This window comes from Arenivirga flava (assembly GCF_030161575.1).
Lineage (GTDB): Bacteria > Actinomycetota > Actinomycetes > Actinomycetales > Microbacteriaceae > Arenivirga > Arenivirga flava.
Genome location: NZ_BSUL01000001.1, coordinates 1,597,042 through 1,616,004, shown reverse-complemented (window position 1 = coordinate 1,616,004; position 18,963 = coordinate 1,597,042). Strand labels below are relative to the sequence as shown.

Sequence of the window (18,963 nt, the reverse complement as noted above, 5' to 3'; positions counted from 1 at the left end):
CGCCGCGCGGCAGCTCCCGGGCCCTCGTCGTCGCTCAGCGCGCGAGCTTGCGCGAACTGATGTGGCCCGTGTCGAAGCCCATGAGGTGCAGGCCGCCGTGGAAGCGGGCGTGCTCGACCTTGATGCAGCGGTCCATGACCACCGTCAGGCCCTGCTGCTCGCCGGAGATCGCCGCCTCTTGGTTCCAGATGCCGAGCTGCACCCAGATCGTCTTCGCGCCGATGGCGACGACCTCGTCGATGACGGAGGGGATGTCGCTGGCCTTGCGGAACACGTCCACGATGTCCGGCACCTCGGGCAGGTCGGCGAGCGACCTGTAGACCGGCTGGCCGAGGATCTCGTCGGCGTTCGGGTTGACGAAGTAGACGGTGTAGTCGGTCGACTGCAGCAGGTACGTGCCGACGAAGTAGCTGGCGCGCTCGGGCTTCGGCGACGCGCCGACGATCGCGATGCTCTTCGCGGCGCGCAGGATGCCGAGGCGGTCCTTCGCACCCGGGCCCACCCAGGTGCGCTGCGACTTGAGCAGCTTCGCCAGCGGGGAATCGGAGGGGATCCCGCAGGTGAGCCCGTTCGCGAGGGTGACGGTCTCCGTGGTGCTCATCAGGACTCCTTCACGGCCTGGGCGAGGGCCTGATCGAGATCGTAGATGATGTCGTCCGCGTCCTCGATGCCGACGCTGATGCGGACCACGCCGGGCAGCACGCCCGCGTCGACGAGCTGCTGCTCGGTGAGCTGGGCGTGGGTGGTCGAGGCGGGGTGGATGACCAGCGTCTTGGCGTCGCCGATGTTGGCCAGGTGGCTGGCGAGCTCGACCGACTCGATGAACTGCTGGCCCACCGCGCGGCCGCCCTTGACGACGAAGCTGAAGACCGAGCCCGGGCCCTTGGGCAGGTACTTGAGCGCGCGCTCGTGGTGGGGGTGGTTCTCGAGGCCGGGCCAGTAGACGGCTTCGATGCGGTCGTCCGCGTCGAGCCACTCGGCGACCTTGCGCGCGTTGTCGACGTGCGCCTGGATGCGGTACGGCAGGGTCTCGACGCCCTGCGCCAGCAGCCATGCGGAGTGCGGGGCGAGGGCCGGGCCGATGTCGCGCAGCTGCTCGGCGCGCAGCCGGGTGAGGAACGCGTACTCGCCGAAGTTGCCGTGCCAGTTGAGGCCGCCGTAGCTCGGCACCTCGGTGTCGAAGAGCGGGAAGCGGTCGCTGGCCCAGTGGAAGCGCCCGCTCTCGACGACGACGCCGCCGAGGGTGGTGCCGTGGCCGCCCAGGAACTTGGTGGCCGAGTGCGTGACGATGTCGGCGCCCCACTCGATCGGACGGTTGAGGTAGGGCGTCGCGATCGTCGAGTCGATGATGAGCGGCACGCCGGCCGCGTGCGCGACGTCGGCGAGGCCCTCGATGTCGGCGATCTCACCGGACGGGTTCGCGATCGTCTCGGCGAACACCGCCCTGGTGCGGTCGGTGATCGCCGCGGCGTAGTCGACGGGGTCGGAGGAGCGCACGAAGGTCGTCTCGATGCCGAGCCGGCGCAGCGTGACGTCCAGCTGCGTGATCGACCCGCCGTAGAGGTTCGCGGAGGCGACGATGTGGTCGCCGGCGCCGGCGAGGGCCACGAAGGTGATGAACTGCGCGCCGAGACCGGATGCGGTCGCCACGGCGCCGAGGCCGCCCTCCAGCGAGGCGACGCGCTCCTCGAAGCTCGCCACCGTCGGGTTGGCGAGGCGGCTGTAGATGTTGCCGTACTTCTGCAGCGCGAAGCGGGCCGCCGCATCCGCGGTGTCGTCGAAGACGAAGGCGCTCGACTGGTAGATGGGCAGGGCGCGGGAGCCGCTCACCGCATCCGGGATGTTGCCGGCGTGGATCGCCCTGGTCTTGAAGCCGTATTCGCGGTCTGCCATGCAGTGAACGGTACCCGAGCAGGGGCGGGCGATCGTCCGCTGCGACGCCGCGTTACCGGCGGCGCTGCTAGCGTCGCGGGCATGACGGCGCCGATCCCGACCCCGCCCATCCGCTCATCCGCCACCCCGGGCAGCGAGCGCTCGCTCGGACCGGACGTCGCCCGCGGTCTCATGCTGCTGGGCATCGCGCTCGCGAACGTCGCCTTCCACCTGTACGGCCGCGAGCGCGGCGTGCTCATGCGGCCCGAGGACCCGACGCCGATCGACCGCGTCGCCGACGTGCTCGTGGCGATGCTCGCCGACAACCGGAGCATGCCGCTGTTCGCGTTGCTCTTCGGCTACGGCGTGACGCAGCTCGTGCTGCGCCAGCAGCGGCTCGGCACGCCCTGGCCGCAGGCGCGCGGCGTGCTGGTGCGCCGCAACCTCTGGCTGCTCGGCTTCGGCGCGGTGCACGGCGTGCTGCTGTTCTCGGGCGACATCCTGGGCACCTACGCGCTGCTCGGCCTGGTGCTCGTGCTGCTGGTGCGGGCGAGCGACCAGCTCGTGAAGGTGCTCATGTGGGTCGGCGTCGCGCTCTACGTGCCGTTCGCCGCGATGGACGGGCTCATGGGCCTCACCGCGTCGTTCGGGGCCGGCAGCGTCGGCGACCCGCTGCTCTCCGCCGGCGCCGACGCCTTCGGCTGGGCCGTGCTGGCGCGCGCCGGCGAGTGGGTGCTCGCGCAGCTCTCGTTCCCGTTCCTGGGCCCGGCGCTGCTCGGCCCCGCCCTGCTCGGCTCCCTGCTGGCGCGCAAGCGCGTGCTGGACGAGCCGTGGCGGTTCCGTCCGCAGCTGCGCCTCGCCGCGGTCGTCGGCATCGGCGTCTCGCTGCTCGGCGCGCTGCCGGTGGCGCTCGACCTCGGTGGCGCGACCTCGCTGAACCCCTTCGCCGAGCTCGGCGCCGCGACCCTGCACGGTGTGACCGGCCTCGTCGGCGCCGTCGGCGTGCTCGCGCTGATCGGGCTGGTGCTGGCCCGCGGGGGAGCGGATGCGGTGCGCCGCGGCCCTGTCGCCGATGCGCTCGCCGCGCTCGGCCGCCGCTCGCTGAGCGGCTACCTCGCGCAGTCGCTGCTCTTCGTGCTCGTCTTCGCGCCCTACGCGGGCGGGCTCGGCGCGACGGTCGGCACCGCGGTCGCCGACCTCGTCGCCGTCGCGGTCTGGGCGCTCACCCTGCTCGGTGCGGTGCTGCTCGAGCGCCGCGGCGTCCCCGGGCCGGCCGAGCGCCTGCTGCGTCGGCTGACGTACGGGCCGCGCGACCGCAGCTGACCTGGGCTGGCGTACGCACCCGTACCCGACCCGCGCCGTGCATCCGCTCGTCGTCCCGGTCCCGAATGACGGCGTCCTGGTCGGGGAGCCAGCCGGCCTGCGAGCCGACAGTCGATCCCGCGGCGGAGTTCCGTCATTCGGGATCGGAGGGAGGCGGCTCGGGCGGAGGACCGTCGGACCGGATCGGAGGGAGGCGGCTCGGGCCGAGGACCGTCGGACCGGATCGGAGGGAGGCGGCTCGGGCAGAGGACCGTCGGACCGGATCGGACGGATCGCGTTCCTGCCGGATCCGCGTATGCCGGAGTCGGCGCTGCTGGATCGGTCGGAGCGGTCCCCGTCAGATCCAGCCGGGCAGCCAGTAGTGCATGCGCAGGAAGGTGATCGGCACCTCGATGCCGGTCCACAGGGGGTGAAGAACGCGCTGATCGCGACGGCCGCGATCAGCAGCACCACCACGATCCGCTCGCCCGTCTGGCGTCGCCAGGTCGGATGGGAAGGCGTCGCCAGCATCGCGCCCACAGCGGCCGCGAGCGCCAGGGCCAGGTACGGCTGGAAGGCGATGCCGTAGAACTGGAACATGGTGCGCTCGGGGTAGAGCAGCCAGGGCAGCCACGCGGCGGCGAGCCCGACGAGCGGCAGGCCGAGCGTCCAGTCGCGGGTGCGGATCAGCCGATAGACCAGCCAGCCCATCGCCGCGAAACCGCCCCACCACAGCAGCGGGTTTGGCAGCGAGGTGATGAGCGCGCCGGTGCTCCCGTCCGCCTCGTAGTACATGCTCGTCGGGCGCAGCAGCAGCGGCCACTGCCACGCGGGGGAGGCGTAGGCGTGCTCGGCCGCGAGGCCCACGTGGAAGCGGTACACGCTGTCCTGGTAGTGCCAGAGGCTCTGCAGCGGCAGCGGAACCCACGACAGGGCTCCGGTCCAGGCGTTCCCCGGCTCGGCCGCCCAGCCTCGGAAGTAGCCGCCGCTCGTGGCGAGCCATCCGCTCCACGTCGCGAGGTAGGCGACCAGCGCCGGCGGCACGGTGAGCAGGAAGCTCGGCACGCCCTGGCCGGCGACCGTGCCGGTGAACCAGAAGTGCACGCCGGCCCGGCGGCGGTCGAGCATGTCGCTGACGAGCGAGTAGACGGCGAACACGGCCAGCAGGTAGAGCCCGGACCACTTGACGCCGCTCGCGAGGCCGAAGGCGAGGCCGGCGGCCAGCAGCCAGGGGCGCCACCAGAAGGACGGGCCCCAGTCGGTGCTGCGTCCGTCGCGGCGTGCCAGCCAGCGCTCGAGGCGGTGCCGGGCCCAGCGGCGGTCGAGCAGTGCGAAGGCGGCGCCGAGCAGCCCGAGCAGCGCCAGGAAGACGTCGAGCAGGCCGACCCGCGACAGCACGATGGCACCGCCGTCCACAGCGAGCACGAGGCCGGCGACGCAGGCGAGCACGGTGCTGCGCCAGAGCAGCTTCGCCACGATCATCGTGAGCGCGACGAGCAGCACCCCGGCGACCGCCGTGCCGATGCGCCAGCCGACCGGGTACTCGGCACCGAAGGCGGCGAGACCGAGCGCGATGAACCACTTGCCGAGCGGCGGATGCGCCACGTAGCTGGGATCCGTCGAGTAGCCGTCGACGTCGCCCGCTTCGAAGGCGTCGTTCGCCCCGTCCGGCCATTCGCCCTCGTAGCCGAGGTGCAGCAGGGTCCAGGCGTCCTTGACGTAGAAGGTCTCGTCGAAGACGAGCGCGTGCGGCTCGCCGAGGTTCCAGAGCCGGGCGACGGCGGCGAGCAGCAGCACGGCGGCGGGGGCCGCCCAGCGCAGCACGCGACGGCGGCGCGGGTCGGCACGCAGGCGGTCGAGCAGGGTGGCGGGCGCGGTCGGGGCGAGCCCGAGCGGCGGCGCGGCGGTCACGGGTCGATGGTACGGGAGCTGTTCGGGTTGGGCCCGGCGAGCGGATGCGCGGGGTTCGGCCGACCGTGCGGAGCTGCCCGGTGCCCGCATCCGCTCGTCTTCATCCGAGCTCCATATTTCCTATAGGATGACTGCTGCGGCCGACCGTGGCACCGCGCGGCCGGAGAGCCGGCACTCGACGACGAGAGGACCACCCCACAATGAGCACCACCTTCCCGAGCGAGCGCACCGCCGTCGTCACCGGAGCCGGCGGCGAGCGCGGCATGGGCCGCCACGTCGCCCGCGCCCTGGCCGCCGAGGGCTGGAGCCTGGCCCTCTTCGACGTGCAGCCCGGCGTCGTCGACTTCGCCGCCGAGCTCGCCGCCGAGACCGGCGCGAAGACGCTCGGCGCCGTCGTCGACATCACCGACAAGGCCGCCGTCGATGCGGCCTTCGCCGAGGTCGACGCCGCGCTGCCGCCCGTGCTCGCCGAGGTCAACCTCGCCGGCATCCCCAGCCCCGCGTCGTTCTTCGAGATCACCGGCGAGCTCTTCGACGAGGTCATGGCGGTCAACGCCAAGGGCACGCTGCTCATGATGCAGGCTGCGGGCGAGCGGATGATCGCCCACGGTCTCGGCGGACGGATCGTCAACACCTCGTCCGTGACGGCCCTCGACGGCGGCGGCACCTTCTCGAAGGCCGGCTACGCGGCGGCGAAGGCCGCGGTGCAGGGCCTCACCCGCGGCGGCGCCCGCGAGCTGGGCCCGCACGGGATCACCTGCAACGTGCTGCTGCCCGGCCCGTTCGACACCGACATCATGGGCGGCACGCTCAGCGACGAGCGCAAGGACGGCATGTCGGCCCGCGTGCCCGTCGGGCGCGTCGGCGCGCCCCACGAGATCGGGGCGATCGTGTCCTTCCTCGTCTCCGAGCACGCCGGCTACGTCAACGGCGCGTCGATCTCCATCGACGGCGGCCTGCACATGCACTGAGCGGCCGCTCGCATCCGGCGCCCGTCCGCATCCGCTCGCACATGAGCGCGTCGCCGAACGACGGAGATCTGCGGGGCCCTTCAGCCGGCGGCGAGCCCGAATGACGGAGTCACCGATGAGAATGCCGAGGTCTCGGGGATCGGGGCACCGCGTGCCGAAGGATTTCCGTCATTCGGGATTTCGGGTCAGGAGGATCTCCGTCGTTCCGCCGAAGCACGTCGGCGGGGCGGCGCCCCGGACCAGCGGATGCGTCCGGCGGCGCCCCGGACGAGCGGATGGGAGGATGGGGCGGTGATCATCCTCGCCGCGACCCCGATCGGCAACCTCGGCGACGCGAGCCGGCGCCTCGTCGAGGCGCTGCAGAACGCCGAGGTCATCGCGGCGGAGGACACCCGCACGACGATCCAGCTGCTGCGCGCGCTCGGCGTCGAGTCGCGCCCGCGCCTGATCGCGTTGCACGAGCACAACGAGGACGCGAAGGCGGACGAGCTCGTCGAGCTCGCCCGCGAGCGCGATCTGCTGGTGCTCACGGATGCGGGCATGCCCGCGATCAGCGACCCCGGCTTCCCGCTCGTGGCTGCGGCCGCCGCGGCCGGGATCACGGTGACCGCCCTGCCCGGCCCGAGCGCCGTGCTCACCGCGTTGGCCCTGAGCGGACTCCCGACCGACCGCTTCTGCTTCGAGGGCTTCCTGCCACGCAAGCAGGGGGAGCGCCGCAGCGCGCTCGAGGCGCTCGCCGCCGAGCAGCGCACGCTCGTCTTCTTCGAATCGCCGCACCGCCTCGCCGAGTCGCTCGCCGACCTCGCGCTGACGATGGGCGCCGAGCGCCGCGTCGCCGTGTGCCGCGAGCTGACCAAGCTGCACGAGGAGGTGCGCCGCGGCACCGCGTCGGAGCTCGCCGCCTGGGCCGAGGGCGGCGTGCGCGGCGAGATCTGCGTCGTCGTCGAGGGCGCGCAGCCCGCGGTCGCCGACCTGGCGGAGGGCGTGCGCCGGGCCCTGAGCCTCATCGCCGGCGGCGCCCGCACGAAGGACGCCGCCGCCGAGATCGCGGACGCGACCGGCCTGTCGAAGCGCGAGCTCTACCAGGCCGTGCTCGACGCCCGCAGCTGAGCCCCCACGCCCTCCGGCCCGCCCCCCGATGCCGAATGCAGTGGATCGTCGCGCAACGCCGGGCCTGGCCCGCGTGACTCCGGGGCCGGTGGCGGAACCCGCTGCATTCGGCACCGGGGCGGGCCGAGGGTTCGGCCGGGGGAGCGCAGGCCGAGGGAGCGCAGGGCCGGGGGAGCGCAGCCGCGGGGCGCAGCAGCGCCGGGCGGGTCAGCTCGCGGCGCCGCGCGCGTTGTAGACGACCACCGCATCCGCGTCGACGGCCTCGCGGTACGCGCGGAAGACCTCGATCGCCTCGTCGCGCAGCACGTCGGTGACCACCGCGATGCCGCGCTCCTCGAACTGCGCGTGCCACTGCTCGTGCATCGGGCCCTCGTCGAAGGTGCTGATCTCCTCGAGCTCGGGGCCCGAGCCGGCGATCACCAGGGTGCGCACGCCGGACCACATCGTGGCGCCGTAGCACTGCACGCAGGGCCGCCAGTTGACGACGAGCTCGTGCTCCGGCAGCCCTTCGGCGCCGAGGTCCCAGCTGTCGAGCCGCGCCTGCGCGAGGCCGAGCGCGGTGACCTCGGCGTGGCCGGAGGAGATGCCGGTGCCGAGCACCACGTTGACGCCGACCGAGACGATCCGCCCCGTCTCCGTCTCGACCACGATGGCGGCGAACGGGCCGCCGTTGCCCTCGCGGAAGTTGCGGGCCGCCAGCCGGTTGACCAGCCGCATCCGCTCGTCGCGGTCCGGCAGCGCCTCGGGAACCTCGGCGAGCTCCTCGTCGATCCACGCGGGCAGGGCGATCGTGAACTGGTGGGCGAGGTCGGCGGTGCGCATGGGGGTCCTGACGGTCGGAGCGGATGGAACGAGCGGATGCGGCGAGCGGCCGGCGCTGTCCAGCCGTCCGGACGGGGCGATCCGGGCGGACTCCCGCCGGTGCGCGCATCCGCTGCACCGCACGCTACGGGGGGCCTGTTTCAGCCGCGTTTCCGCCCTGCGACGAGCGCGCGCCGGGCGGTCGAGCGCCGGATCCCGTCGGATGGAGGGGCGCCCCACCCCCGTTCGATAGGGTCGCCGCGTGCGCGTGCGCTCTCCCGCGCCCGCCGAGCGAAGGGGCCCCGATGACCATCACCGCGATCGATACCGAACAGCCGCTGCGGGTGGGGGTGGTCGGCCTCGGCTGGGCGGGGCAGCAGCATCTCGCCGCGTACAGCGGCATGCCGGGCGTGGAGGTCGTCGCGATCGCCGGCAAGGAGGCCGAGCTCGGCCTCGCCCTCGGTCAGGAGTTCGAGGTGCCGCTGGTCCTCGCCGACTGGGAGGACCTCGTCGCGCTCGACGAGCTCGACGCCGTCAGCGTCGCCGTGCCCACCTTCCTGCACGCGCCCATCGCGATCGCCGCCCTCGAGCGCGGCCTGCACGTGCTCAGCGAGAAGCCGATCGCCCGCAACGCGGAGGAGGGCGGTCGGATGGTCGCCGCCGCCCGCGAGGCCGGTCGCGTGCTCGACGTGGCCTTCAACCACCGCCGCCGCGGCGACGTGCAGGCGCTCAAGCAGGTGATCGACGCCGGCGAGATCGGCCGGGCCTACCACGCGAAGGCCAGTTGGATGCGGCGCAGCGGCATCCCGCGGCTCGGCAGCTGGTTCACGAACCACGAGATGTCGGGCGGCGGCCCCATGGCCGACCTGGGCGTGCACGTGCTCGACTACGCGCTGCACCTGCTCGGCGAGCCGGAGGTGATCGCCGTGAGCGCGGCCACCCATTCGGAGCTCGGCCCGCGCGGCCTCGGCGGTGCGGTCGGCGTGCCCGTCGACGAGCTCACCTCGCCCTTCGAGGTGGAGGACCTCGTCTCGGCGTTCCTGCGCCTCGAGGGCGGGGGCACCCTCGTCGTCGAGTCGTCCTGGGCCGCCTACCGCGACCCGGTCGACCTCATCGATTTCGCGGTCTTCGGCACGGAGGGCGGTGCCGAGCTGGTCATCCGCGGCGCCACCGAGACCCCCGTCGGCGAGATCCGGGTGTTCCGCGAGGGCGAGGGCTCCGACTACTCGCCGCCCGCGGTCGCCGGTCGCGGCCACGAGGCCGTCGTCGAGGAGTTCGTGGCGACCGTGCGCGACCCGCAGCGGTGGGCGCGGCACGACGGCAGCCACGCGCTCACCCGGGCCCGCATCATCGACGCCTGCTACCGCTCCGCCGCCGAGGGCAAGGAGATCGCGCTGTGAGCCTGCGCATCCTGGTCTGGAACGAGAACGTGCACGAGACCCGCGGCGACGCCACGGTGCTCGGCCACTACCCGCACGGCATCCACACGGCGATCGCCGACGGCCTGCGCGAGCTGCTGCCGGATGCACGGGTCGAGACCGCCACGCTGGCCGACCCCGAGCACGGCCTGTCGCAGGAGCGCCTCGACGACACGGACGTGCTGCTCTGGTGGGGCCACATCGCGCACGACGAGGTCTCGGACGAGGTCGTCGACCGCGTGCAGCGCTCGGTGCAGGCGGGCATGGGCCTCGTGGTGCTGCACTCCGGGCACTTCGCGAAGCCGTTCATCCGCCTGCTCGGCACCACCTGCTCGCTGGGCTGGCGCAACGACGGCGATCAGGAGCGGGTGTGGACGGTCGACCCCGGCCATCCCATCGCCGCGGACGTGCCGCCGCGCTTCACGATCCCCGCGCAGGAGGTCTACTCGGAGTACTTCGACATCCCGAAGCCCGACGACGTCATCTTCCTGTCGACCTTCGCAGGCGGCGAGGTGTTCCGTTCCGGCGTCACCTTCACGCGCGGTCGCGGGCGCATCTTCTACTTCTCGCCGGGCGACCAGGAGTACCCCGTCTACCACCAGCCCGAGGTGCGCCGCGTGCTCGCCAACGGGGCCCGCTGGGTCGCGCCGGTCAACGGCCGGGCGCTGCCCGAGGTCGTCGCACTGCAGCGCGGCTGGCTGGAGGAGGACGCCGGACGCTGAGGCTCAGCGCCGCCCGAGTCGGAGGTCGGCGAGCGTGGACCCGCCGCGCGGCGGCGGCGCCGCGACGTCGTCGACCGCGGTGCCGGTGCGCCGCGAGACGACGACCGCATCCTCCGGTCCGAGGCGCTCGGCCAGGTGCCGTCCGACGAACCCGGTGCCCCCGGTGGTGGCGATCCTCGTCCGGTCACCCTAGGAGGCGCTGCTGCGCGACCGCTCCCGGGCCGTCAGGTACAGGCGGTGCGCCGTGATCACGAGCGACAGCCAGGCGGCGCCGAGCGCCCATCCGCTCAGCACATCGGTGAACCAGTGGTGGCCGAGGTACACGCGGCTGAGCCCGACGAACGCGGCGACGAGCACGGCGCCGATGGCGAGCGCGACACGGGCCCGCGTCGTGCTGCGGCGCAGCATGAGCAGGTAGGCGATGATGCCGACGACCGCCACGGCGTTGAGCGTGTGGCCGCTCGGGAACGACGGGGAGTGCTCGAACGGCGGCACGGCGTCGGCGAGCGGCGGGCGCTCGCGCTGGATCAGCTCCTTGCCCGCGATCGTCATGAGCAGCGATCCGCCGCCCGAGGCGACGATCAGGACGACGGGGGTCCAGGAGCGGCGGTGCACGCCCAGGATGAGCGCCGTGCCCACCGCGATGATCGGCATGACGGTGGTGCCCGCGAGGTCGGTGAAGAGGGTGACGACGGTCTCGGCGGTCGGGCTCCTGAGGCCGAGTGCGAGGTCGAGCAGCGGCTGGTCGACGCCGGCGACGCCGTCCTCGTCCGTGACGGCGTCGTAGACCTGGACGGCGACGGCGCTGAGCGCGAACGCGATGCCGGCGCCGACGAGCAGCGTGATGATGAGGGCCGCGTACGGGCCCAGCCGCTCGCCGATCCGGTGCGCGAGCGCGGCCAGCGCCCGCCCCCACGGGGTGTACCAGTGGGTCAGCTCGACGGTGCCGATCCGCCGGTCCTGCCGCAGCTCGCCCTCCGCTCCGGGGTCCGGGCCCGCGCCGAGGTCCTGCATCCGCTCATCCGCCATCGCACCGTTCTACCGGCATCGCCGCGTGGCGGGCGGATGCGCGGGGCCGGCACCCAGCCGACCGCGACGCGAAGTCCTGGGGACCGCTGGGCGACGGCGCGCCGCCCTGCGCTCCCCCAGGCGGGAGGGCGATGCTGAGCGGATGCAGGATCGCGCCGCACCCGAGGAGCCCCCGACCGAGCGCACCGCCGCCGCCCATCCGCTCGACGACGCCACCGTCGAGCGACCGGCGATCGTCGACGACGCCTTCACCGAGGAGGTCGTCGCGCTCGCCAGGCGATGGAGCGAGGAGGCGGCCGCGCACAAGCCGCGCGGATCGGCCGCGCTGCTCGCCCGCGCGCTCGAGGACCCGGAGGGCCTGCGCTTCACCATCGACTTCGTCGACCGGGTCGTGCGGCCGGAGGACTCCAGGGCCGCGGCGCGCGAGCTCGCCCGTCTGGCGAGCCCGCCGCCCCGCTTCCTGCCGCTGGGCCTGCAGGCCGTGCTGGGCGCGGGCGGGCCGAGTGCCCGCATCCTGCCCCGGCCGGTCGTGCACATCGCGCGGCGGGTGCTGCGCGAGCTGGTCGGCCACCTCATCGTCGACGCGACGCCCGAGGCCTTCGGCGCGGCGATGGCGAAGCTGCGCACCCCCGGGGTGCGGCTGAACATCAACCTGCTCGGCGAGGCCGTGCTGGGCGAGACGGAGGCGCAGCGCCGGCTCGAGGGCATCGACCGGCTGCTGCGGCGCGACGACGTCGACTACGTGTCGATCAAGATCAGCAACATCGTCAGCAACCTGGGCCTCTGGGCCTTCGACGAGACGGTGGAGCGCGTCGTGGAGCGGGTGCTGCCGCTCTACCGGTACGCCGCCGCCAGCCCGACGCCGAAGTTCATCAACCTCGACATGGAGGAGTACCGCGACCTCGGCCTCACCATCGCGGTGTTCCGGCGGCTGCTCGACCACGAGGAGCTGCTCGGCCTGCGCGCCGGCATCGTCGTGCAGGCGTACCTGCCCGACGCCCTGGGCGCCGTCGACGAGCTGACCGGATGGGCGCGCGACCGGGTGCGCGCCGGCGGGGCGCCCATCAAGATCCGCGTGGTCAAGGGCGCCAACCTGTCGATGGAGCGCGTCGACGCGGCGATCCACGGTTGGCCGCTGGCCACCTTCGGCAGCAAGGCGGAGACGGATGCGAACTACCGCGCCGTCATCGACCGCATGCTGCACCCCGAGCGGATGCGCTGGGTGCACCTGGGCGCCGCCGGTCAGAACGTCTTCGACATCGCGCACACGCACCTGCTCGCCGAGCGGCGCGGCCTCAGCGAGCACGTCGACGTCGAGATGCTGCTGGGCATGGCCGACGAGCTGGGCGAGCGGATCCGCGAGGACGTCGGCGGGCTGCTGCTCTACACGCCGGTCGTCGACCCCCAGCACTTCGACGCGGCCATCGCCTACCTGGTGCGCCGCCTCGAGGAGAACGGCAGCCCCGAGAACTTCATGAGCGCGCTCTACCGGCTCACCGGCGAGCACTCGCTCTTCGAGCGGGAGGCGGAGCGCTACCGCGCCGCCCGAGCGCTCACCGTCTCGCCGCGGGTCGGCCCGAACCGGGTGCAGGACCGCGCGACCGAGCAGCCGGAGGCGCACGAGCACTTCGTGAACACCCCGGACACCGACACCGCCGTCGCGGCGAACCGCACCTGGGGGCGGGCGATCCTCGAGCGCTCCGCCGACTCCGACCTGGGGCGGCAGCTCGTGGCCGACTCGGCGATCACCAAGCCCGAGTCGGTCGACGGGCTCGTCGCCGCGACGCGCGCCGCCCAGCCGGAGTGGGGCGGGCTGAGCGCCCAGGAGCGCGCCCGCGTCCTGCGGGTCGCCGCCGCCTCGCTGCGCGCGGCGCGCGAGGAGCTGCTCGAGGTCATGGCGAGCGAGGCGGGCAAGACCCTCTCCGAGGGCGACGCGGAGGTCAGCGAGGCCGCCGACTTCGCCGAGTACTACGCCTCCCTGGCGCCCGAGCTCGACGACCTCGGCTTCACCCCGGCGACGCTCGTGCTCGTCGTGCCGCCCTGGAACTTCCCCGTCGCGATCCCCGCCGGCGGTGTGCTCGCGGCGCTCGCCGCGGGGGCGTCCGTCATCCTCAAACCCGCCCCGCAGGTGCGCCGCTCGGCGGCCGTCGTCGTGCAGGCGCTGTGGGACGCGGGCGTGCCGAGGTCCGTGCTGCGCCTCGCGGACGTCGCCGAGGGCGACCTCGGCAAGCGGCTCGTCACGCACGCGGGCATCGACCGTGTCGTGCTGACCGGCGCCTACGAGACGGCGGAGCTGTTCCGCTCGTGGAAGCCCGAGCTGCCGCTGCTCGCCGAGACCAGCGGCAAGAACGCCCTCGTCGTGACCCCCAGCGCCGACCTCGACCTCGCGGTCGCCGACCTCGTGCGCAGCGCCTTCGGGCACGCCGGCCAGAAGTGCTCGGCGGCATCGCTGGCGATCCTCGTGGGCAGCGTCGCCGAGTCCGAGCGCTTCGAGCGGCAGCTCGTCGATGCGGCCGCCTCGCTCGTGGTGGCCCTGCCGCAGGACCCGCGCGCCCAGATGGGTCCGCTCATCGAGCCGGCCGCCGGCAAGCTGCTCGACGCGCTCACCGTGCTGCAGCCGGGGGAGCGCTGGCTGCTCGAACCGCGCCGACTCGACGACGAGGGCCGTCTGTGGAGCCCCGGCATCAAGGCCGGCGTGCAGCCCGGCAGCCCGTTCCACCGCACCGAGGCGTTCGGCCCGGTGCTCGGCATCATGGCGGCCGGCAGCCTTGAGGAGGCCATCGAGCTGCAGAACGCCACGGACTTCGGGCTCACCGCGGGCCTGCACAGCCTCGACGTCGAGGAGCAGGAGCTGTGGCTCGAGGAGGTGCGCGCCGGCAACCTCTACGTCAACCGCGGCATCACGGGCGCGATCGTGCGGCGCCAGCCCTTCGGCGGCTGGAAGCGCTCGTCGGTCGGCCCCGGTGCCAAGGCCGGCGGCCCGAACTACCTGCTCGGCTTCGGCGACCTCGCGCCCTTCGACCTCGATGCGGCGTCGCTGCGCGGCGAGGTGCACGAACGCGTCGCCCGGGTGCTCGCGGCGGCCGAGCGGATCATCGGCGGCGACCCCTCGTCCACCGACGCGATGCTCGGGCTGCGCGCCGCCGTCATCGGCGACGAGCTCGCCTGGCGCGAGCGCTACGCCGAGCCGCAAGACCCTCGGGTCTCGGCGTCGAGCGCAACGAGCTGCGCTACCGACCGGCCACCATCGAGCTGCGGATGAACGAGGCCGCCGACCCGGTCGCCGTGCTGCGCGAGATCGCCGCGGCCCTGCGCACCGGCGCGATCCTCACCCTCTCCCTGCCTCCGACCGTCGCGCGGGCGTGGTCGGAGGCGGAGGTGCCGTTCGCGGACTTCGCGCTCGTCGAGACGGACCAGCAGTGGATCGGGGCGGTGTCGAAGCGGCGGCCCTCCCGCATCCGCCTCGTCGACCCGGTCTATGCGAAGAGCATCGCGTGGGCGCTCGGCTCGCCGGCGATCCACCTCGCGGTCGGTCCGGCGCCGCACCCGCGCGCGGCGCTGCTGCCGTACCTGCGGGAGCAGTCGCTGAGCATCACGAACCACCGCTTCGGCACGCCGCTGCGCTGAGAGGGCTCAGCGCGGCGGCTCCGAATCCGCCGCGGCGGACCGGACCCCGGCGGGCGGCGGTTAGCCTTGGACCATCTGCACGATGGAGCGCACGCTCCCACCCCCGCGGCTGTGAAGTCGGACCCCACCCGAAAGCCGCGTCATGAGTTTCGCTGCACCCCGAATTATCCCCACGCGCCCGCGCCGCGAGCCCGGCGACGCCATCACGAGCACGTTCTCGGCGCTCTCGCGCACCATCCGCGACGCCGGACTGCTGCGCCGCCGCTACGGCTTCTACATCACCCTCATGTCGGTGCTGGCCCTCGCGCTCGGCGGCACGATCACGGGCATGATCCTGCTCGGCGACTCCTGGCTGCAGCTGCTCATGGCGGCCGCCCTCGGCATCGTCTTCACGCAGGTGGCCTTCCTGGCCCACGAGGCCTCGCACCGCGCCGTGCTCGAGTCGGGCAAGGCCAACGACCGGCTCGGCCGCGCCCTCGCCGCCGGAGTCGTCGGCATCTCGTACTCGTGGTGGATGACCAAGCACACCCGGCACCACGCCAACCCGAACAAGGTCGGCAAGGACCCGGACATCGAGGTCGACACGATCTCCTTCCTCGAGGAGGACGCCGAGAAGGCGAAGGGCATCGTCGCCTGGATCACCCGCCGCCAGGGCTACCTGTTCTTCCCGCTGCTGGCGTTCGAGGGCATCAACCTGCACCTGCGCTCCATCAAGGACCGGGCCACGGATGCCACCACGCCGGGTCGTTGGATCGAGCTCGGCCTCATCGCCGCGCGCTTCGTCGTGGTCGTCGGCGCCGTATTCTGGCTGCTGCCCCTCGGCATGGCTTTCGCCTTCCTCGGCGTGCAGCTGGCCGTGTTCGGCATCTACATGGGCGCCTCGTTCGCCCCGAACCACAAGGGCATGGCGATCGTGCCGCGCGAGAGCAAGATGGATTTCCTGCGCAAGCAGGTGCTCACCTCCCGCAACATCACCGGCGGCGTGCCGGTGACCGCGCTCATGGGCGGCCTGAACTACCAGATCGAGCACCACCTCTTCCCGAGCATGCCGCGGCCCGCCCTGGCCCGCGCCCGCGAGATCGTCAAGGAGCACTGCCAGCAGCAGTCGGTGCCGTACACCGAGACGAACCTGGTGCGCTCCTACCGCATCGTCATCGGCTACCTCAACCGGGTCGGGCTCTCCGCTCGCGACCCCTTCGACTGCCCGACGGCGATGTCCCTCAAACGCTGGTGACCCGCGCGGCGGCCGCGCTGCCGCCGCGCTGCCGCGCCGCGCTGCCGCCGCGCTGCCGCGCCGCGCTGCCGCGCCGCGCTGCCGCGCCGCGCTGCCGCGCCGCGCTGCCGCGCCGCGCTGCCGCGCCGCGCTGCCGCGCCGCGCTGCCGCGCCGCGCTGCCGCGCCGCGCTGCCGCGCCGCGCTGCCGCGCCGCGCTGCCGCGCCGCGCTGCCGCGCCGCACTGCCGCGCCGCGCTGCCGCGCCGCGCTGCCGCGCCTCGCGCATGACTCAGTGCGTTCGCGACATGTCAGCAGCGGATGCGGTGCTGAGTCGTCGCTTGGGTGCTGAGTGGCCGCGCGCTTGCGTCGCCGCACCGCGCCGCCCCGCGCAGCACCCGCCGTACGCGCCGCGCCGCTGCCGCCGCGCTGCACTCGCCGCTGCCGCGCCTCGCGGATGACTCAGTGCGTTCGCGACATGTCAGCAGCGGATGCGGTGCTGAGTCGTCGTTTCGGTGCTGAGTCGCCGCGCGCCCGCGTTGCCGCGCGCGCCCGCGTTGCCGCGCGCGCCCGCGTTGCCGCGCGCGACTGGCGTTGCCGCGCGGAGCCGGCGCCGCGCGGGCCTGGTGCCGCTCACGGTCGGTGTCGCGCGGAGCCAGCGTCGTGACGCCGGGCCACGCTATGACTCAGTGCGTTCGCGACATGTCAGCAGCGGATGCGGTGCTGAGTCGTCGTCTCGGCGCTGAGTCGCAGCCGCGCAGCCGCGCAGCCGCGTCGCCGCGCAGCCGCGCAGCCGCGTCGCCGCGTCGCCGCATCGCCGCATCGGGCGCGTCGCCGCGTCGGGCGTGGCCGCGCGCCGACGTGAGCCGCGCGGCAGGTTTCGGGTTCGCGAACGCGGGCTGAGCATCCGCCCGCCCCCTGGACGGGTGTCAGTGGTCGCTGGGAGAGTCGTCCCATGGCTCGCTTCATCGTCCCCCCGTACCTGCTGCACCGCCTGGCCGAGACCGACGACCCCCGTTTCGGCCGAGCGTCCGCCGCCGCGCGGTTCTCGCTGCAGGAGGCGGCCGACTTCCGCGCGGCGCGACGCGTGGCGCCGCTGCGGCCGCGGTCGACGCTCGTCGCCGAGCCCGGCACCGACGAGCCGGCCGGGCCCGCGCGCAGCATCGGCGACGCGCAGGGCGCGGAGCAGCTGCCCGGGGTGCTGGTGCGCTCCGAGGGCCAGCCGTCTAACGGCGACGTGGCCGTCGACGAGGCCTACGACGGCCTCGGCGAGACCTACGCGTTCTTCGCGGAGGTGTTCGGCCGCCGCTCGATCGACGACGCTGAGCTGCCGCTCGACGCGACCGTGCACTTCGGGCGCGACTACGACAACGCCTTCTGGGACGGCGAGCGCATGGTGTTCGGCGACGGCGACGGCGAGGTCTTCAACCGCTTCACCGCCTCGCTGAGCGTCATCGGCCACGAGCTCGCGCACGGCGTGATCCAGCACTCCGGCGACCTCGTCTACCAGGGCCAGTCCGGAGCGCTGAACGAGTCCATCGCCGACGTGATCGGCGTGCTCGTCGAGCAGTACTCCCGCGGGCAGAACGCGGCCGACGCCAGCTGGCTCGTGGGCGAGGGCCTCTTCACCGCGGAGGTGCAGGGGTCGGCGCTGCGCTCGATGAGCGCCCCGGGCACCGCCTACGACGACGACGTGCTCGGCAAGGACCCGCAGCCCGGCCACATGGACGACTACGTCGCCACGAGCGACGACAACGGCGGGGTGCACATCAACTCGGGCATCCCGAACCGCGCCTTCTTCCTCGCAGCGACGAAGCTCGGCGGGCGGGCCTGGGAGACGGCGGGCCGCATCTGGTACGACACGCTCACGAGCGGTCGCGTCACGCCGACCATGGACTTCTCGGCCTTCGCCGTCGCCACGGTCGCGACCGCCGCCGAGCAGTACGGCGACGGCTCCGGCGAGGCCGCCGCGGTCATCGAGGCCTGGGAGGGTGTGGGGCTGGTCCTGGGCTGACCCCCGCGGACGCGCTGACCCCGCGGACGCCCTGATCCCCGCGGACGCCCTGATCCCCGCGGACGCCCTGATCCCCGCGGACGCCCTGATCCCCGCGGACGCCCTGATCCCCGCGGACGCCCTGATCCCCGCGGACGCGCTGACCCCGCGGACGCCCTGATCCCCGCGGACGCCCTGATCCCCGCGGACGCCCTGACCCCGTGGACGCGCTGACCCCGTGGACGCGCTGACCCCCGTGGACGCCCTGACCCCGCGGACGCACCGACCCCCGCGGATGCGCCGAACCCTACGGATGCACGATCAGCCAGGTGGCCACCGCCGGCGCCGTGCCGGCGTTGTGGATGCGGTGCGGGCGCGAGCACTCGTAGCTGATCGCATCCCCGGCCCGCAGGACCACGCGCTCGTCGTCGAAATCGATGGTGAGCTCGCCGGAGAGCACCGTGCCGATCTCGTGGCCCTCGTGACGGATGCGTTCCGCGTCCGGCGTCGCCGCCGTGCCGGGCGGGTAGGTCGACTCGAAGAAGTCGACCCCGGGGGTCGGCAGCGGTGAGAGCCGGCGGAACAGCACGCCGCCGGTGAGCTCCACGGCCGGCGCCTGGCCGGCGCGCGTCAGCGCGAAGTCGTGACCCGCCAGCGAGGCGACCGAGTTCGGCTCGGCGTCGACCGGGCCGCCGTCGCCGAAGACGGTCGCGAGCGGCACGCCGAGGGCATCGGTGATGGCGATGAGCCGCGACACCGAGGGCTGCATGACGTCGCGCTCGATCTGCGAGACGGCGCTCGCCGAGATGCCGAGTGCTCGCGCGAGCGCTGAGGCGCTCAGGCCGCGCGACTCGCGCACCGCGCGCAGGCGGGCGCCGAGGGAGGCCGGGGCGTCGGGTTCGTCCACGCCTCGATGATATGCACCGCCCGTCGTGAAGTCCGAACTGCAAGCTCGCGCAGCCCAGCAGGCGTTACACGCCGTTCACATCGCGGAAAC

At 73.6% G+C, this 18,963-nt stretch carries 14 protein-coding genes and 2 pseudogenes; 9 read left to right on the top strand and 7 right to left on the bottom strand.

The genetic code is table 11. The annotated features are described in order from the left end of the window. Positions 1-34 precede the first annotated feature (34 nt). Together QQK26_RS07815 and QQK26_RS07810 are read right to left on the bottom strand one after the other, a co-directional pair. Complete coding sequence (locus QQK26_RS07815; RefSeq protein WP_284231699.1) at positions 35-601, bottom strand: CoA-binding protein; 567 nt, start codon at positions 599-601, stop codon at positions 35-37. Further along, positions 601-1,893 carry an O-acetylhomoserine aminocarboxypropyltransferase/cysteine synthase family protein gene (locus QQK26_RS07810; protein WP_284231698.1) on the bottom strand — a complete coding sequence of 431 codons (1,293 nt, stop codon included), beginning with the start codon at positions 1,891-1,893 and terminating at the stop codon, positions 601-603. The genes QQK26_RS07815 and QQK26_RS07810 overlap by 1 nt, the downstream gene beginning before the upstream one ends. Before the next feature lie 81 nt (positions 1,894-1,974). Here QQK26_RS07810 and QQK26_RS07805 point away from each other — a divergent pair, with 81 nt between their 5' ends. Both QQK26_RS07805 and QQK26_RS07800 read left to right on the top strand, forming a co-directional pair. After that, complete coding sequence (locus QQK26_RS07805; RefSeq protein ID WP_284231697.1) at positions 1,975-3,195, top strand: DUF418 domain-containing protein; 1,221 nt, start codon at positions 1,975-1,977, stop codon at positions 3,193-3,195. A gap of 361 nt (positions 3,196-3,556) precedes the next feature. Further along, a complete protein-coding gene (locus tag QQK26_RS07800; protein WP_284231696.1) occupies positions 3,557-3,763 on the top strand; it encodes a hypothetical protein in 207 nt (68 codons plus the stop codon). On the opposite strand, the pseudogene QQK26_RS07795 reads toward QQK26_RS07800, so the two are convergent. Further along, positions 3,667-4,656: pseudogene (locus tag QQK26_RS07795) on the bottom strand (phospholipid carrier-dependent glycosyltransferase); the annotation flags it as partial. The gene QQK26_RS07800 and the pseudogene QQK26_RS07795 overlap by 97 nt on opposite strands. Before the next feature lie 629 nt (positions 4,657-5,285). On the opposite strand from QQK26_RS07795, the gene QQK26_RS07790 reads away from it, so the two are divergent. Further along, complete coding sequence (locus QQK26_RS07790; RefSeq protein ID WP_284231695.1) at positions 5,286-6,056, top strand: SDR family NAD(P)-dependent oxidoreductase; 771 nt, start codon at positions 5,286-5,288, stop codon at positions 6,054-6,056. Between the two features lie 291 nt (positions 6,057-6,347). Continuing rightward, on the top strand, positions 6,348-7,166 hold the full coding sequence (rsmI, locus tag QQK26_RS07785) for a 16S rRNA (cytidine(1402)-2'-O)-methyltransferase (protein ID WP_284231694.1): 819 nt from the start codon (positions 6,348-6,350) through the stop codon (positions 7,164-7,166). A 207-nt stretch (positions 7,167-7,373) separates the two neighbouring features. Here rsmI and QQK26_RS07780 read toward each other — a convergent pair whose 3' ends face one another. Further along, positions 7,374-7,988 (bottom strand): nucleoside deaminase, encoded by a 615-nt coding sequence (locus QQK26_RS07780; RefSeq protein WP_284231693.1) that lies wholly within the window; start codon positions 7,986-7,988, stop codon positions 7,374-7,376. A gap of 284 nt (positions 7,989-8,272) precedes the next feature. On the opposite strand from QQK26_RS07780, the gene QQK26_RS07775 reads away from it, so the two are divergent. Further along, on the top strand, positions 8,273-9,367 hold the full coding sequence (locus tag QQK26_RS07775; protein WP_284231692.1) for a Gfo/Idh/MocA family protein: 1,095 nt from the start codon (positions 8,273-8,275) through the stop codon (positions 9,365-9,367). A gap of 2 nt (positions 9,368-9,369) precedes the next feature. Continuing rightward, positions 9,370-10,107, top strand: coding sequence for a ThuA domain-containing protein (locus QQK26_RS07770; protein WP_284234495.1), 738 nt, complete (start codon positions 9,370-9,372; stop codon positions 10,105-10,107). Between the two features lie 189 nt (positions 10,108-10,296). On the opposite strand, the gene QQK26_RS07765 is transcribed toward QQK26_RS07770, so the two are convergent. Further along, positions 10,297-11,136 (bottom strand): phosphatase PAP2 family protein, encoded by an 840-nt coding sequence (locus tag QQK26_RS07765; protein WP_284231691.1) that lies wholly within the window; start codon positions 11,134-11,136, stop codon positions 10,297-10,299. A 142-nt stretch (positions 11,137-11,278) separates the two neighbouring features. On the opposite strand from QQK26_RS07765, the pseudogene QQK26_RS07760 reads away from it, so the two are divergent. Together QQK26_RS07760 and QQK26_RS07750 are read left to right on the top strand one after the other, a co-directional pair. Next, a pseudogene (locus QQK26_RS07760) lies at positions 11,279-14,763 on the top strand (bifunctional proline dehydrogenase/L-glutamate gamma-semialdehyde dehydrogenase). A 142-nt stretch (positions 14,764-14,905) separates the two neighbouring features. After that, positions 14,906-15,997, top strand: a complete 1,092-nt coding sequence (locus QQK26_RS07750; RefSeq protein WP_284231688.1) for a fatty acid desaturase family protein — start codon at positions 14,906-14,908, stop codon at positions 15,995-15,997. Here QQK26_RS07750 and QQK26_RS07745 read toward each other — a convergent pair. Continuing rightward, the gene (locus QQK26_RS07745; RefSeq protein ID WP_284231687.1) at positions 15,984-16,262 is read right to left on the bottom strand and encodes a hypothetical protein; all 279 of its coding nucleotides are present in this window, start codon (positions 16,260-16,262) and stop codon (positions 15,984-15,986) included. The two genes, QQK26_RS07750 and QQK26_RS07745, sit on opposite strands and share 14 nt — an antisense overlap. Positions 16,263-16,928: 666 nt before the next feature. Here QQK26_RS07745 and QQK26_RS07740 point away from each other — a divergent pair. Continuing rightward, positions 16,929-17,987 carry a M4 family metallopeptidase gene (locus QQK26_RS07740; protein WP_284231686.1) on the top strand — a complete coding sequence of 353 codons (1,059 nt, stop codon included), beginning with the start codon at positions 16,929-16,931 and terminating at the stop codon, positions 17,985-17,987. 286 nt (positions 17,988-18,273) lie between these two features. On the opposite strand, the gene QQK26_RS07735 is transcribed toward QQK26_RS07740, so the two are convergent. Further along, positions 18,274-18,873: a cupin domain-containing protein gene (locus tag QQK26_RS07735; RefSeq protein WP_284231685.1), complete on the bottom strand. Its 600-nt coding sequence runs from the start codon at positions 18,871-18,873 to the stop codon at positions 18,274-18,276. Between the last annotated feature and the right edge of the window lie 90 nt (positions 18,874-18,963).

Excerpts from the sequence above, each read along its gene's own strand:
- QQK26_RS07815 (WP_284231699.1), bottom strand. The coding sequence starts at position 601 with ATGAGCACCACGGAGACCGTCACCCTCGCGAACGGGCTCACCTGCGGG.
- QQK26_RS07810 (WP_284231698.1), bottom strand. The coding sequence starts at position 1,893 with ATGGCAGACCGCGAATACGGCTTCAAGACCAGGGCGATCCACGCCGGC.
- QQK26_RS07805 (WP_284231697.1), top strand. The coding sequence starts at position 1,975 with ATGACGGCGCCGATCCCGACCCCGCCCATCCGCTCATCCGCCACCCCG.
- QQK26_RS07790 (WP_284231695.1), top strand. The coding sequence starts at position 5,286 with ATGAGCACCACCTTCCCGAGCGAGCGCACCGCCGTCGTCACCGGAGCC.
- QQK26_RS07780 (WP_284231693.1), bottom strand. The coding sequence starts at position 7,988 with ATGCGCACCGCCGACCTCGCCCACCAGTTCACGATCGCCCTGCCCGCG.
- QQK26_RS07775 (WP_284231692.1), top strand. The coding sequence starts at position 8,273 with ATGACCATCACCGCGATCGATACCGAACAGCCGCTGCGGGTGGGGGTG.
- QQK26_RS07765 (WP_284231691.1), bottom strand. The coding sequence starts at position 11,136 with ATGGCGGATGAGCGGATGCAGGACCTCGGCGCGGGCCCGGACCCCGGA.
- QQK26_RS07750 (WP_284231688.1), top strand. The coding sequence starts at position 14,906 with ATGAGTTTCGCTGCACCCCGAATTATCCCCACGCGCCCGCGCCGCGAG.
- QQK26_RS07745 (WP_284231687.1), bottom strand. The coding sequence starts at position 16,262 with ATGCGCGAGGCGCGGCAGCGCGGCGCGGCAGCGCGGCGCGGCAGTGCG.
- QQK26_RS07740 (WP_284231686.1), top strand. The coding sequence starts at position 16,929 with ATGGCTCGCTTCATCGTCCCCCCGTACCTGCTGCACCGCCTGGCCGAG.